The sequence below is a fragment of the Brucella pseudogrignonensis genome (assembly GCF_002252525.1).
Taxonomy (GTDB): domain Bacteria; phylum Pseudomonadota; class Alphaproteobacteria; order Rhizobiales; family Rhizobiaceae; genus Brucella; species Brucella pseudogrignonensis.
The window spans coordinates 133319-146282 of record NZ_NNRM01000048.1 but is presented as its reverse complement, the minus strand read 5'-3'; the positions used below and the strand labels follow the sequence as shown (position 1 = coordinate 146282).

Sequence of the window (12964 nt, the reverse complement as noted above, 5' to 3'; positions counted from 1 at the left end):
CAAAACCTCGCACCCAACGACAACACCGCTTCGCAGAAGACTTCGATCGACCCGAAATAGCGGCAGTTCGGCAGGCTAATTCATCCCAATTGCGTTGTTCGACGCATAAAAGAGTTTTCAAGCTTTGAATATATAGTTATCAGACAACCCTACAATATAATTTTGGAGGAGTTAGATTGTGAACTTTTCAGCACAGACGGAAATGATCCGATTCTGATCTGGACATAGTCGCGTCTCCGCGCCGAAACCATCCAATAGCATCTTGAACTGAACAAACCGGGAGGAATATCCGTGCAAGACAAGCATACTCTGAACTCGTCCATCATTTTGCCTGAAGACAGCGCGTCGGCAGTGCTCATTGGGCGCGTGTGGTCGAAGGCTGAAAATGGTCCCTGCCCCGTATTGGTTGTAAATGGCCATGTGCATGATCTTTCCAGCCTTTCTGCAACCGTATCGGGTCTGCTGGAACGCAAGGAGTTGGTAGGGGAGCTGAAAGACATCAGCCGTTTTGCTAACCTTGGTGCGCTTGACGATTATCTTTCTGGCGAAAAGGGTGAATTGCTTGCTCCAATTGATCTTCAGTCGATCAAGGCAGCAGGTGTTACCTTCGCCGACAGTATGCTCGAACGTGTGATCGAAGAGCAGGCGAAGGGTGATCCAAGCCTTGCGCGTGAAGTACGTGACCGTCTGGCACCTGTCATCGGCGACAGTCTGCGCGGCGTAGCGGCAGGTTCTGAGAAGGCGGCACAGGTCAAGGCGTTGCTTCAGGAGATGGGCCTCTGGTCGCAGTATCTGGAAGTCGGCATTGGCCCCGATGCTGAAATTTTCACAAAGTCGCAGCCAATGTCTTCGATGGGCTGCGGTAATACTGTCGGCATTTTGCCAATTTCACAATGGAACAATCCTGAGCCGGAAGTGGTGCTTGCTGTTGCATCTGACGGTCGCATCGTGGGCGCAACGCTTGGCAATGACGTTAATCTGCGTGACGTGGAAGGCCGCTCGGCACTTCTGCTTGGCAAAGCAAAAGACAACAATGCATCATGCGCCATTGGTCCATTCATCCGGCTCTTTGACGGCAATTTCACAATGGATGTTTTGCGTAAGCTTAAGCTATCGCTGAAAGTAACTGGTACTGACGGTTTCGAGATGACCGGCGAAAGCCCGATGGAAGCGATCAGCCGTGATCCGGAAAACCTTGCCGGACAGATGATGAACCGCAACCATCAGTATCCGGATGGCGCTGTTCTTTTCCTGGGCACCATGTTTGCACCGGTCAAAGACCGTCGCGGTGCTGGTCAAGGATTCACGCACGAAATCGGCGACAAGGTGGAGATTTCGACGCCTAAGCTTGGACGACTCGTCAACTGGGTTGATCGTACCGATAATTGCGCCGAATGGACTTTCGGTGTTCGCGCGCTGATCCAGAACCTGCAGAAGCGCAATCTGCTCGACAGAATTTGATACTTAGAAAGGCCGCATATCAGATGATATGCGGCCTTTTTTATTAGCTTAATGGAATGGCATTGCCATCTTTGGAAGATTGGTAAGTGCCCGACATCGCGTCATATTTTGCGCGAATAGCATCAAGTCGTTTTTCCAGTCGTGAGCGATCGGGCTCCGGTAGCGAAGCCACCATCTTCGGAATCGAATGGCTGTGCCAGAAGCTGTTGTCGCGGTTGTAACCACCTGGCTCCAGCGTGAAGACTTCTTTGAGAATTTTCAGATCATGCGGGATCGAAAAAGCGTCGCGTGAATCTTCGTGGCTGAACAGATAGTAGAAATTATCGAAACCACTCCAGGTTATCGCAGACAAACACATGGAGCATGGCTCGTGTGTGGAAAGGAAAACCATTTCCTTCGTATTTGGACGTCCCTGCTCAGGCATTTCATAGAAACGCTTCAACGTGTGGACTTCGCCGTGCCACAGCGGATTTTCGGTCTCATTATTAGTTTCGGCAAGCACCAGAGATAAATCAGACTTGTTCAGCAGAGCCGCACCAAAAACCTTGTTGCCTTCTGCAACACCCTGTTCAGTCAAGGGTATGACGTCTTTTTCGACAACCTCAATCAGTTTTTCGAGCAGTTTCAATTCATCCGATGTCATTACCTCAACTCCCTTAGACTAGAAAGAAAAACGCCGGGGTGTTGCCCCGGCGTTTCGTGTTATTCTGGGAAGAATGCGAAGCGGATCACAAACAGTGCCGCGACGATCCAGGTCGCCAAGTGAACTTCACGAGCCTTACCCGTTACAGACTTCAGCACAACGTAGCTGATGAAGCCAAAAGCCAAACCGTTGGCGATAGAGTAGGTGAACGGAATGGAAAGTGCCGTAAGAGCGGCTGGAGCTGCTTCCGTGATTTCATCCCACATGATTTCCGACAGTTCACGCATCATCAGACATGCGACATAGACAAGCGCCGGTGCCGTAGCATAGGCAGGTACAGAACCAGCCAGTGGCGAAATGAAGAGCGCTGCGAGGAATAGAAGGGCGACGACGAGTGCCGTAAGACCCGTCCGGCCACCAGCCTGAACGCCAGAAGCGCTTTCAACATAAGCGGTCGTGGAAGACGTACCGAGCAGCGAACCACCGAGAATTGCGGTGCTATCCGCAAACAATGCCTTACCCAGACGGTTTGGCTTGCCCGGTTCAATCAGTCCGCCACGCTTCGCGACGCCGATCAGCGTGCCGGTCGCATCGAACACTTCAACCAGTACGAAAACCAGAATGACGTGCAGAATGCCGGTGTGCAGTGCACCCATGATATCGAGCTGCAGGAATGTAGGCGCAAGGCTCGGAGGAGCGGAGAACACGCCACCAAACTGCGTAATGCCAAGCGAAATCGACGCAATGGTAACGACAAGAATACCGATCAGGATCGCACCGCGAACCTTGAGCGCATCGAGAGCTGCAATGATGAAGAAACCAGCAATCGCCAGAAGAGGACCAGCTTCGCGCAGATCGCCAAGACCGACGAGCGTTGCAGGATTGTCGACGACGACGCCTGCGCTCTTCAAACCGATCAGCGCCAAGAACATACCGATACCGGCAGCAATCGCACTTCTTAGCGAATGCGGAATACCTTCAACCAGCCAACGCCGAATACCTGTCACTGTCAGGAACAGGAAGATGACACCCGAAATGAAGACCGCGCCGAGTGCCTGCTGCCAGGAAAAACCCATAGCGCCAACAACGGTAAAGGCGAAGAAGGCATTGAGGCCCATGCCCGGTGCCATGCCGATTGGCCAATTGGCGACAAGCGCCATGACAATCGAACCAAGAGCTGCCGCAAGACAGGTGGCTACGAATACCGCATTGCGATCCATGCCCGTAGTGGACAGAATATCAGGATTGACGAAGATAATGTAAGACATCGTCAGGAAGGTGGTCACACCAGCGATCACTTCCGTTCTCACCGACGTGCCATGTTCCTGCAATTTGAACAGCTTTTCCAGCATGATCCCTCCAGGGCAAAAAGCGCGCATTGAAAGGCACCAATAAACAGCCGAGCGCAATTGCTTGCGACCAGCCGGTTGAAATCGGTGCAATCTGTTGCGATTGCCGTATTTGTTAGCCGCAGCCGCATTTTACGCGAGCGGATTTGTTCCCCATACACCCAACGCGATCAAAAACACAGTTCTGCCGCAAGAATGCCTGTTTATTAACGTGATTTAGTTTGGACTGACTTTCAAAACCGCGCCAGTCACCTATTCAGGCTTTAATTTTTGAAAGAGCTTCAAAAATGGTAGCTGTCTAAGTTGCCAATCTTAAAGCTATCTATCTGATTAAGTGGTAGTTTTTAGCAAGATGCCGGTTCCATACATGCCGAAAGCGAAAAACGTATGTGCGACAAGATTGAGGATACGGACATTTCGCGCGTTTGGCAAACGCGATGCAGCCCAACCGATTCCCAATCCTGGTTGAAGCAGAAACCATCCAGCTGCAACAGTCAGGATGCCGAATATCCATGCAGGTAGGAAAATTGGATTCGCAAACCACGCCGCGCCGCCATAAAGCGCAAAGATAATGCCATAAAGAATGCCGACCGCGTAATGGCCGATCCAGCCAAGTGCAACTTCGTGTGCATAAGGCTTTGATGCTGAGATGTCATCGTGGAATATCTGCCCGTCACGCAAATGCCAGAACCAGCGGCCGACGAGCCCCCAGTTGGGGCGAGATTGACCGGGAAGCAGTGATAGAACCAATGCCCAGACGTCCATTACGATCGTCGCACGAGTTCCGATCAATATACCATTGACGATGAGATTAAGCATGGGCTGGTCCTCGCGGTATCGGGTAGCCACATAACCGTGTGACCACCCGACACGCAAGGCATATAATCAGTTTGAATGACTGCTCGACAATAAGACAAACGCAAATATGCTTCGTGTTAACAGTCGAAGTAGTTTTTCGGTCATGAAAGGCTCGATAATTTGGCGGCGATGAAGACTGATAAACTATCATTGGCATCTTTTGAGATGCCGTCTTCATCGCCAGCCCCCGCAACACTTGGATATATCGAGAGCGCTCTGCTGTTCAAGTGACAGAAGTCCCATATTAGATATCGTTTTGTCTCATTGGCCGTTGCCAGAACAAGGCGCGAATAAGTCTGCAGCCTTTGGTCGGATACGGAATTTTCTGAGAAACTTTACGGGCGCAGAAAACGGCCCTTCAACAGAATAAATGTATAATATACTTATTAAATAACAAAAGCGCCGGGACTGGAGCACCGACGCTTTGTTACATTATTTCAGTTTCACTTTCGGGGCGATCAATTATCAGCCGCACCATCAGTGATTACTTACCGAAAACTGCGCTCTGGATCTGCGAACGCGATACGCCGATATCGGCAAGAAGATGGTCGTCCATTGCACCCAGTTCACGGATTGCGCGACGACGGGAAACGTACTGCTGGAATTTCTGACGAATGTTCATTTCTTTTCTCCTCGTTGGATGCCTCTTAAATAGTCTTTTGCACAAAATTCCACCACGGATATGATTGCAAATGAGGCATGCGTTTTCGGTGGAGCTCGTCTTCTTGAAAACGCCGCAATCGCCTACGCCATAGGGGATAGCGGTAAGTCGATTTTTTGAGTTTTTACCAAATTGTCTTTTGCAAAACCGGCTTCAATCGATTAATCCGGTCATTGGAGGAGATTATCTCTAGCCCCCCTGCGGATGTCACCATGCTTTACGGTATTTTTCTCGCGTTTGCGTCCTATGCTGCATTCGCTATAAGCGACGCCTGCGTCAAGTTTCTCGACGGCACATTGTCGCCTTACGAAATCGCCTTTTATGGTGCCGTTCTGGGTGTGTTAGCCATACCGTTCATCAAGAAGCCCGAAGATGAATGGCTCGATATGTTTCGAACCACAAATATAAAGCTGTGGTTACTTCGCACACTTACCGCTGCGATGGGTGTCATCGGCAGCGTTGTCGCCTTCACACATCTGTCGATGGCCGAAGCTTTCGCGCTTATCTTTCTGCTTCCGGCCTTTGTGACGATCCTTTCCGTGCTCTTTCTCAAAGAGCAGGTCGGCTGGCGTCGTTGGTCGGCCGTGATTATCGGTTTTATCGGTGTGCTTGTTGTGCTGCGCCCTGGTTTTCGCGAACTCTCTATCGGTCATCTCGGCGCGTTGGGCGGCGGGCTTGGCGGCGCATTCAGCATCGTAATCTTTCGCGCAATGGGTAAGAAGGAAAAGCGTATCTCGCTTTATACCGCTGGCCTTATCGGACCGATCCTTATCTGCGGCGCATTGATGATCCCGAGCTATCAGACACCTTCAGCCGTTCAATGGGGCTATCTCGCGGGCTATGGACTGCTTGCAGCCCTTGCAAATATTCTGCTGATGCTGGCAGCACAACGTGCACCGGCAAGCGCTATCGCCTCCCCGCAATACAGCCAGATGATCTGGGCAATTCTATTCGGCTATTTCATTTTCCATGACCATATCGATCTGCCGATGCTTATCGGCATTATCCTGATCACAATTTCCGGCCTGTTTACTTTCGTTCGCGAACGCCAGCGTGGTGTGGAAGGTCCGGCGGCAGTAGCTACTTCCGATCCATCGCCCGCTTTGGCAGAAGAGAAATAGCCCAATCCTCTCACAGGATTGATTATTATAGGGCGATATCAAACCCGAAACTGGTTTTCAGTTTCGGGTGACGTGCTATAACGGCTCACGTTCATGTCCCGCCCACGCTTCTACCTGAAATTCCATCAGTCAATCAAAAGCGTCCTGCGCGGGATTTGGCACGACAACGAGATTGAAGAAGGATGAAGACGATGGCCGAGAACCGGGCAATGTGGACCTATTACAAAGGCGAATGGCATGAAGGCGATGTTCGTATTCTTGGCGCTGCCTCCCACGCGACCTGGCTTGGTTCGCTCGTATTCGACGGCGCTCGCCTTTTTGAAGGTGTAACACCTGATCTTGATCGCCACTCCGCGCGCGCAAATGACTCAGCGCGTGCGCTCGGTCTGGCACCAACGCTCAGCGGCAACGATATTGAAGCTTTGGCTCGCGAAGGCCTCAAAAAGTTCGAGCCCGGCACTGACGTATATATTCGCCCAATGTACTGGGCCGAAGAAGGCGATACCAGCACGGTTGCCGCCGCACCTGAATCGACAGATTTTGCGCTGTGTCTCGAAGCAATCCCTATGGTCGAGCCAAAAGGCTTTACTATCACGACAACATCCTTTCGTCGCCCTTATCTTGAGGTGATGCCCGTCAATGCCAAGGCCGCATGCCTTTATCCGAATAACGGCCGTATGCTCCTTGAAGCAAAAGCTAAAGGCTTTCACAATGCGCTGGTTACAGACGTTCTCGGCAATGTTGCCGAAACTGCTACATCCAACGTTTTCATGGTGCGCGGTGGAGAAGTCTTCACGCCAGTTCCGAATGGTACTTTCCTCAATGGCATTACGCGTCAGCGCGTGATCGGACTGCTCCGCCAAGCAGGCGTCAGCGTTCATGAAACCACGCTCTCGGTGCAGGATTTCCGCGAAGCAGAAGAAATCTTCTCTACCGGCAATATGAGCAAGGTGGTGCCGATCATCGGTTTTGATGAACGTAAACTCGAGTATGGCGCTATAGCCAAGCGCGCGCGTTCGCTCTACTGGGAATGGGCGCATAGCTGATAAATACAGCTTAAACCCTCGTTTGATTCCAATAACGGTTACTGCCTGAATGCTTGAGCATACCCCTTTGTTTATGACAGTAGCCGTTGTTGCAGCCTTTCTGGTAGGCTTATCAAAGGGTGGCTTACCATCTGTCGGCACGCTTTCAGTGCCTCTGATGGCGTTGGTGATCTCACCTGTAACGGCAGCAGCTCTTCTGCTGCCGATCTATGTCGTCAGCGACATGTTTGGTCTCTATCTTTACCGTCATCATTTCTCGAAACGTAATCTGGCGATCCTGACGCCAGCCGCCATCGTCGGCATCGGCCTTGGCTGGTTCTTCAGCTCGCACCTTTCAAGCACGTTCATTGGGATGCTTGTGGGGCTTGTCGGTCTCTTCTTTTGCTTCAATGTCTGGGTTGGCGCAAAGTACCGCCGTCAGGCGCGCAAAGCCGATATTCCCCGTGGCACCTTCTGGGGTATCATCACCGGTCTTACCAGCTTCGTTTCGCATTCTGGCGCACCACCATTTCAAATGTATGTCCTGCCGCAACATCTCGAAAAGCTAGTCTTCGCAGGCACTTCGACCATTCTTTTTGCAATCGTCAATGCGGTTAAGCTCATCCCTTACTGGCAGTTGCAGCAGTTTTCCAATCTCGACTGGTCACTCGGTCTCTGGCTTTTGCCTGCCGCTATTATCGGTACGTTCGTTGGCGCAAAGCTCACACGCATCATGCCGGACGGTCCGTTTTTTCTTTTGGTGCAGCTCACGCTTTTCGGTCTTTCAATCAAGTTGATCGCCGACTGGGTTCTGCCATTCCTCTCAGCCTGACGGGCACTTGCCAGCCGCATTTGCATAAGCCACTCTGCCCGTGAGGGAGGATGCGGGTATGAAAAATGCGGATGCGATCATAATTGGTGCGGGCCTTGCCGGGCTTGTGGCAGCACATGAACTGACAAGTGCGGGCAGAAAGGTCATTCTACTTGAGCAGGAAGGCGAAAATTCGGTCGGCGGACAGGCCTTCTGGTCGCTCGGCGGCCTGTTTATGGTGGACAGCCCTGAGCAACGACGTCTTGGCATAAAAGATAATCTCGACCTCGCCCGCCAGGATTGGCTCGGATCGGCACAATTTGATCGCCCCGAGGATCATTGGCCGAAACAATGGGCAGAAGCCTATCTACAATTTGCAGCGGGTGAGATGCGTTCCTGGCTGCACAGTTTGGGTATGCGATGGTTTCCGGTCGTTGGCTGGGCAGAGCGTGGCGGCGGACAGGCTCATGGCCATGGCAATTCGGTTCCACGTTTTCATGTAACGTGGGGCACAGGGCCAGGCGTGGTGGCTCCTTTTGAGCGCCTTATGCGAGAAGCAATCTCTAGTGGCCTGCTGACACTCAAATGCCGCCACCGCGTCAATGAGATTATAACAACCAATGGACGAGCAAGCGGCGTACGTGGTGATATCCTGACGCCATCGACCGTCGAGCGCGGGCAATCATCATCACGCGATGTTGAGAGCCAGTTTGAGCTTACAGCCAATTGCGTGATTGTCACCTCGGGCGGCATTGGCGGCGATCCGGAACGTGTTCGCAAGGCATGGCCGCGTGATCGCCTTGGCAATCCACCTCAGAATATGGTGCTTGGCGTACCAGCGCATGTGGATGGGCGCGGCATAGACATCGCCATCGCCGCTGGCGGGCATGTGATCAATGGTGACCGCATGTGGCACTATACAGAGGGGCTCCGAAACTGGAATCCGATATGGCCCAATCACGGCATTCGTATTCTTCCGGGACCATCATCCATGTGGTTCGACGCGGAAGGCAACAGGATGCCCTCACCTTGCCTCCCTGGCTTCGATACACTCGGCACCTTGAAGCACATTCTCGCAACGGGACATGAATATTCGTGGTTCATACTGACCGAAAAAATCATTCGCAAAGAATTCTCGCTTTCCGGTTCTGAACAAAATCCCGACCTGACCGGCAAAGACTGGAAACTGCTTATCAAAAGCAGATTAGGCAAAGCCCCGCCCCCGCCAGTCAAGGCATTCATTGACCATGGCGAGGATTTCGTCACGGCGAAGAGCCTTGAAGAGCTTGTGGCCAAGATGAACAAGCTAACCGACAGTAAGCTGCTGGATGCAACACATATCCGCAACCAGATTGAAGCACGCGACCGGGAAGTCACCAATCGCTATTCCAAGGACGCGCAAATCATGGCCATCCACAATGCGCGTTCCTATATCGGCGACAAGCTGACCCGCGCTGTCCCACTTCATGCTTTGCTTGATCCAGCCAATGGTCCGCTGATTGCAGTCAAACTTAATATTTTGACCCGAAAAACACTAGGCGGGCTGCATACCGACATTAACGCAGCTGTTTTGGACAAGAACGGCGCGCCGGTTGTTGGCCTTTATGCAGCTGGCGAAGCAGCAGGCTTTGGTGGCGGCGGATATCATGGCTATAATGCGCTGGAAGGAACCTTCCTTGGTGGCTGCATCTTTTCTGGACGAACAGCGGGACGTGCTGCGGCAAAGATGCTCTGATGGTTCGCCTGTGACGGAACCAGAACCACCAGCCCTGCGTTCGTTAAACAATGACGTCATGGAGGCAAATCATTATGGTTGAACTGGTCAACAATATCGAAAACATCGAATTCATTATCGCCAAGGCGCGCGAATATGATGTGCAAGTTCCGGCGGTCGATGAAAACCCTGGTTCCAATGCTTCCGATGACGGCGATATCGATATTCTTGATGCTTCGGTTGATAATCCGACGCGCAAGGAGCTTGTCGCGGCAATTCGTTCTCTGAATGAAGACGAGAAAGTTGAGTTGTTGGCTTTGGTCTGGGTTGGTCGCGGGGATTTTAGCGCTGAAGAATGGGATGACGCGCTTGCGACCGCAAGTGATCGTCACAATGGACGCGAAGCGAAGTACCTGCTCGGCATACCACTCTTGGGCGACTACATCGAAGAAGGTTTGGAAACGCTCGGTATCGAGTTTGAAGCCTACGATAATGAATAAGAAAAATTGATGTTTCCATTGATCGTTGTGTTTTGACGGCGTCATAGCTGGCGGTTAGTCTGCGCGGCAACTAGGGAAACGGGTGGTTCGCCACCCTTAGGATAAAATTCAAAGCATTGGAGGGTTTCATCATGCTTCAGAAAAATCTGGATCAGAAAACGGATTTCTATATCGACGGTGCATGGCGGTCCCCGCTTGAAGCAAAGACCATCGAAGTCATTAATCCAGCCAATGAGAAGCCTTATGCAGCGATTTCTGCAGGCTCTGAAGCGGATATTGATCTCGCAGTAGCTGCAGCGCGCAAAGCGTTTCCTTCTTGGAGCGAAACGCCTGCTGAAGAACGTATCGACTATCTGCGCCGTATTGTTGAAATCTACGAGCGTCGCCTTGAAGAAATGGCCCAGGCTATTTCCAAGGAAATGGGTGCCCCAATCAAGCTTGCGCGCGAATCTCAGGCCGCGGCCGGTCTGTCGCATACCAAGGCTTTCATCGCTGCTTTTGAGAATTTTGAATTCGAAGAAATTCTATCGCCAAAGCATCCTAATCAAGCCATTGTGCATGAACCTATTGGCGTTTGCGGACTGATTACGCCATGGAACTGGCCGATGAATCAGATCGCACTCAAGGTCATCCCTGCCCTTGCCGTTGGTTGCACAGTCGTGCTCAAACCATCCGAAATCGCACCAATGTCGGCGATGCTATTTGCTGAATTTGTCGATGAAGCAGGTTTGCCGAAGGGCGTATTCAACCTCGTTAACGGCGAAGGTCCTGTCGTTGGCGAAGCCATGTCACAGCATCCAGACATCGACATGATGTCATTTACCGGTTCGACCCGCGCAGGAACGGCTGTTTCGCGTGCAGCGGCTGCGACCGTCAAGCGCGTTTCGCTGGAACTCGGTGGCAAGTCACCTAATATCGTTTTTGCTGATAGTGATCTGGAAAAGGCAATCGAACGTGGTGTGAACCATTGTTTTGAAAACACCGGCCAGTCCTGCAACGCGCCAACACGTATGCTGGTTGAACGCTCGATCTATGAACAGGCGGTCGATTTTGCCAAGAAGACTGCGGCAAAAACGACGGTCGATGACCCATCCAAGGAGGGCGAGCATATCGGCCCACTGTCGTCATCAATCCAGTTCGACAAGGTGCAGGCGTTGATCCAGAAGGGTATTGATGAAGGTGCGCGTCTCGTTGCAGGCGGCACAGGTCGCCCCGATGGCATTTCTGAAGGCGATTTCGTCAAGCCAACCATCTTCGCCGATGTGAACAACGAAATGACTATTGCACGCGAAGAAATCTTCGGGCCCGTGCTGGCGATGATCCCTTTCGATACGGAAGAGGAAGCCATTGCTATCGCCAATGATACGCCATATGGCCTGGCTGCCTATATTCAGACAGGTAGCCCGGAACGCGCAAAACGCGTGGCACGTAAACTCCGCGCTGGCATGATCCAGATCAACGGAACGTCGCGTGCGCCCGGCAGCCCATTTGGCGGCTACAAGCAATCCGGCAATGGGCGCGAAGGCGGCAAGTGGGGGCTGGAAGACTTCATGGAAGTGAAGCTTATCAGCGGCTAAACGCATCCACCGTGTTGAAATGAAAAGCGCCGGAAACCCGGCGCTTTTTTAATGGGAATCCTGCCAGCTACCCTAAGTGGCAAAACGGGCACATGATGGCTTTGTACCCCCGAACCTGTTCCTTGACGGACGAAAGACAAACACAGCAATCAACCGTCAAGGGATGGGTTTATCAGTAAGCTGCACCCAGCTTCAGACTTGCGAACTCCGGTGAATCCAGAAGATCCTGATGATGGGCGCGAGCAACATCTGGATGCGAGCGCAGACGGCTCTTGAGATTGTTCTGGCCCACCTCACGGAACAGCGTGTTAAGCGGATCAACGCTCACACCGCGCTCTTTGGTTTTAAGTTCTTCCGGCAGATCAATGACTGGGATCGTCGCGTCATAGCGAGCACCAAGGAAGAAGGCGACAGAGAAACGCTCTGTTCCGGCGGGCGGCGCAACAACACCATGAACATCGGCGCGAACAAAGCCATTGGTTGCCAATTCAAGCAATTCACCAGTGTTGATGACAAACGTACCCGGCACAGGCGGCGCATCAATCCAGACGCCATCTTCACGCTGTACACGAAGGCCCGGAACAACATCCTGGAGCAGAACGGTAACGAAACCACCGTCCTTGTGTGCGCCAACGCCCTGATCGCTTTCGGCCACATCACGACCCGGATAACGGATAATCTTCAAAAGTTGTGAAGGATGAGGATCATAAATCTGCGCGAAGAAATCTTCGCTCTGACCAAGTGCTTCGGCAATCGCCTTGAGCACATCAATGCCAACGCGGGTGACTTCCGCCTGATAGGCAAGCAGCAATGGCTTTAGTTCCGGCAAGGCATCCGGCCACTGGTTCGGTCCGATTAGACGCTTCCACGCGGGGCTATCCGGACCGATTTCGGCAGGCTCGGCCTCGGTATTAATGTCGAGCTGCTCTCGCCAATCCTGCTCACCGCGAGTGCGCTCAAGACCTGCACGGTTATAGCCACGGAAATGCGACGTGTTAATCATCTCAATCTTGAGCTTTTCTTCGGTCGGCAACGCGAAGAAGCGTTTGGCGGTGGCCACGACATTTTCGATCAGCTTTGGATCGACTCCATGGCCGGTTAAATAGAAAAAGCCGTGGTCATGCAGGGTGCGACGAAGCTCATCGATAAAGCTTTTCCGCTCTTCCGGCGTACCGTTGTAACGCGAAATATCGAGCAGTGGCAGATTGATAGGATGCGAATGCGCGGTCATTTTGTGTCTCCTC

Annotated in this window: 12 protein-coding genes; 7 read left to right on the top strand and 5 right to left on the bottom strand. The window is 52.2% G+C overall.

Features of this window, described 5'->3' with window-relative positions; genetic code table 11:
* Positions 1 to 291 precede the first annotated feature (291 nt).
* Positions 292 to 1461 (top strand): fumarylacetoacetate hydrolase family protein, encoded by a 1170-nt coding sequence (locus CEV34_RS23990; RefSeq protein ID WP_007879381.1) that lies wholly within the window; start codon positions 292 to 294, stop codon positions 1459 to 1461.
* A 43-nt stretch (positions 1462 to 1504) separates the two neighbouring features.
* Here CEV34_RS23990 and CEV34_RS23985 read toward each other — a convergent pair whose 3' ends face one another.
* The 4 genes from CEV34_RS23985 to CEV34_RS23970 form a co-directional block, all read right to left on the bottom strand.
* Positions 1505 to 2104 (bottom strand): deaminase, encoded by a 600-nt coding sequence (locus CEV34_RS23985; protein WP_007879382.1) that lies wholly within the window; start codon positions 2102 to 2104, stop codon positions 1505 to 1507.
* 59 nt (positions 2105 to 2163) lie between these two features.
* The gene (locus tag CEV34_RS23980) at positions 2164 to 3456 is read right to left on the bottom strand and encodes an NCS2 family permease (RefSeq protein WP_007879383.1); all 1293 of its coding nucleotides are present in this window, start codon (positions 3454 to 3456) and stop codon (positions 2164 to 2166) included.
* A gap of 327 nt (positions 3457 to 3783) precedes the next feature.
* Positions 3784 to 4272 carry a DUF2938 domain-containing protein gene (locus tag CEV34_RS23975; RefSeq protein WP_094544714.1) on the bottom strand — a complete coding sequence of 163 codons (489 nt, stop codon included), beginning with the start codon at positions 4270 to 4272 and terminating at the stop codon, positions 3784 to 3786.
* Positions 4273 to 4795: 523 nt separating this feature from the next.
* Positions 4796 to 4933, bottom strand: a complete 138-nt coding sequence (locus CEV34_RS23970) for a DUF1127 domain-containing protein (protein WP_007879385.1) — start codon at positions 4931 to 4933, stop codon at positions 4796 to 4798.
* A 251-nt stretch (positions 4934 to 5184) separates the two neighbouring features.
* Here CEV34_RS23970 and CEV34_RS23965 point away from each other — a divergent pair, with 251 nt between their 5' ends.
* The 6 genes from CEV34_RS23965 to CEV34_RS23940 all read left to right on the top strand — a co-directional run bounded on the left by CEV34_RS23965 (position 5185) and on the right by CEV34_RS23940 (position 11720).
* Positions 5185 to 6093, top strand: a complete 909-nt coding sequence (locus tag CEV34_RS23965) for a DMT family transporter (RefSeq protein WP_007879386.1) — start codon at positions 5185 to 5187, stop codon at positions 6091 to 6093.
* A 191-nt stretch (positions 6094 to 6284) separates the two neighbouring features.
* The gene (locus CEV34_RS23960; RefSeq protein ID WP_007879387.1) at positions 6285 to 7139 is read left to right on the top strand and encodes a branched-chain amino acid aminotransferase; all 855 of its coding nucleotides are present in this window, start codon (positions 6285 to 6287) and stop codon (positions 7137 to 7139) included.
* A 49-nt stretch (positions 7140 to 7188) separates the two neighbouring features.
* Positions 7189 to 7950 carry a sulfite exporter TauE/SafE family protein gene (locus tag CEV34_RS23955; protein ID WP_007879389.1) on the top strand — a complete coding sequence of 254 codons (762 nt, stop codon included), beginning with the start codon at positions 7189 to 7191 and terminating at the stop codon, positions 7948 to 7950.
* Between the two features lie 58 nt (positions 7951 to 8008).
* Positions 8009 to 9664: an FAD-binding dehydrogenase gene (locus CEV34_RS23950; protein ID WP_094544713.1), complete on the top strand. Its 1656-nt coding sequence runs from the start codon at positions 8009 to 8011 to the stop codon at positions 9662 to 9664.
* Positions 9665 to 9738: 74 nt separating this feature from the next.
* Positions 9739 to 10143: a DUF3775 domain-containing protein gene (locus CEV34_RS23945; protein WP_007879395.1), complete on the top strand. Its 405-nt coding sequence runs from the start codon at positions 9739 to 9741 to the stop codon at positions 10141 to 10143.
* Between the two features lie 131 nt (positions 10144 to 10274).
* Positions 10275 to 11720 carry an aldehyde dehydrogenase family protein gene (locus tag CEV34_RS23940; RefSeq protein ID WP_007879397.1) on the top strand — a complete coding sequence of 482 codons (1446 nt, stop codon included), beginning with the start codon at positions 10275 to 10277 and terminating at the stop codon, positions 11718 to 11720.
* Between the two features lie 172 nt (positions 11721 to 11892).
* On the opposite strand, the gene CEV34_RS23935 is transcribed toward CEV34_RS23940, so the two are convergent.
* Positions 11893 to 12951, bottom strand: a complete 1059-nt coding sequence (locus tag CEV34_RS23935; protein ID WP_007879399.1) for an isopenicillin N synthase family dioxygenase — start codon at positions 12949 to 12951, stop codon at positions 11893 to 11895.
* Positions 12952 to 12964: the final 13 nt, after the last annotated feature.

Excerpts from the sequence above, each read along its gene's own strand:
- CEV34_RS23985 (WP_007879382.1), bottom strand. The coding sequence starts at position 2,104 with ATGACATCGGATGAATTGAAACTGCTCGAAAAACTGATTGAGGTTGTC.
- CEV34_RS23980 (WP_007879383.1), bottom strand. The coding sequence starts at position 3,456 with ATGCTGGAAAAGCTGTTCAAATTGCAGGAACATGGCACGTCGGTGAGA.
- CEV34_RS23975 (WP_094544714.1), bottom strand. The coding sequence starts at position 4,272 with ATGCTTAATCTCATCGTCAATGGTATATTGATCGGAACTCGTGCGACG.
- CEV34_RS23970 (WP_007879385.1), bottom strand. The coding sequence starts at position 4,933 with ATGAACATTCGTCAGAAATTCCAGCAGTACGTTTCCCGTCGTCGCGCA.
- CEV34_RS23965 (WP_007879386.1), top strand. The coding sequence starts at position 5,185 with ATGCTTTACGGTATTTTTCTCGCGTTTGCGTCCTATGCTGCATTCGCT.
- CEV34_RS23960 (WP_007879387.1), top strand. The coding sequence starts at position 6,285 with ATGGCCGAGAACCGGGCAATGTGGACCTATTACAAAGGCGAATGGCAT.
- CEV34_RS23955 (WP_007879389.1), top strand. The coding sequence starts at position 7,189 with ATGCTTGAGCATACCCCTTTGTTTATGACAGTAGCCGTTGTTGCAGCC.
- CEV34_RS23950 (WP_094544713.1), top strand. The coding sequence starts at position 8,009 with ATGAAAAATGCGGATGCGATCATAATTGGTGCGGGCCTTGCCGGGCTT.
- CEV34_RS23945 (WP_007879395.1), top strand. The coding sequence starts at position 9,739 with ATGGTTGAACTGGTCAACAATATCGAAAACATCGAATTCATTATCGCC.
- CEV34_RS23940 (WP_007879397.1), top strand. The coding sequence starts at position 10,275 with ATGCTTCAGAAAAATCTGGATCAGAAAACGGATTTCTATATCGACGGT.
- CEV34_RS23935 (WP_007879399.1), bottom strand. The coding sequence starts at position 12,951 with ATGACCGCGCATTCGCATCCTATCAATCTGCCACTGCTCGATATTTCG.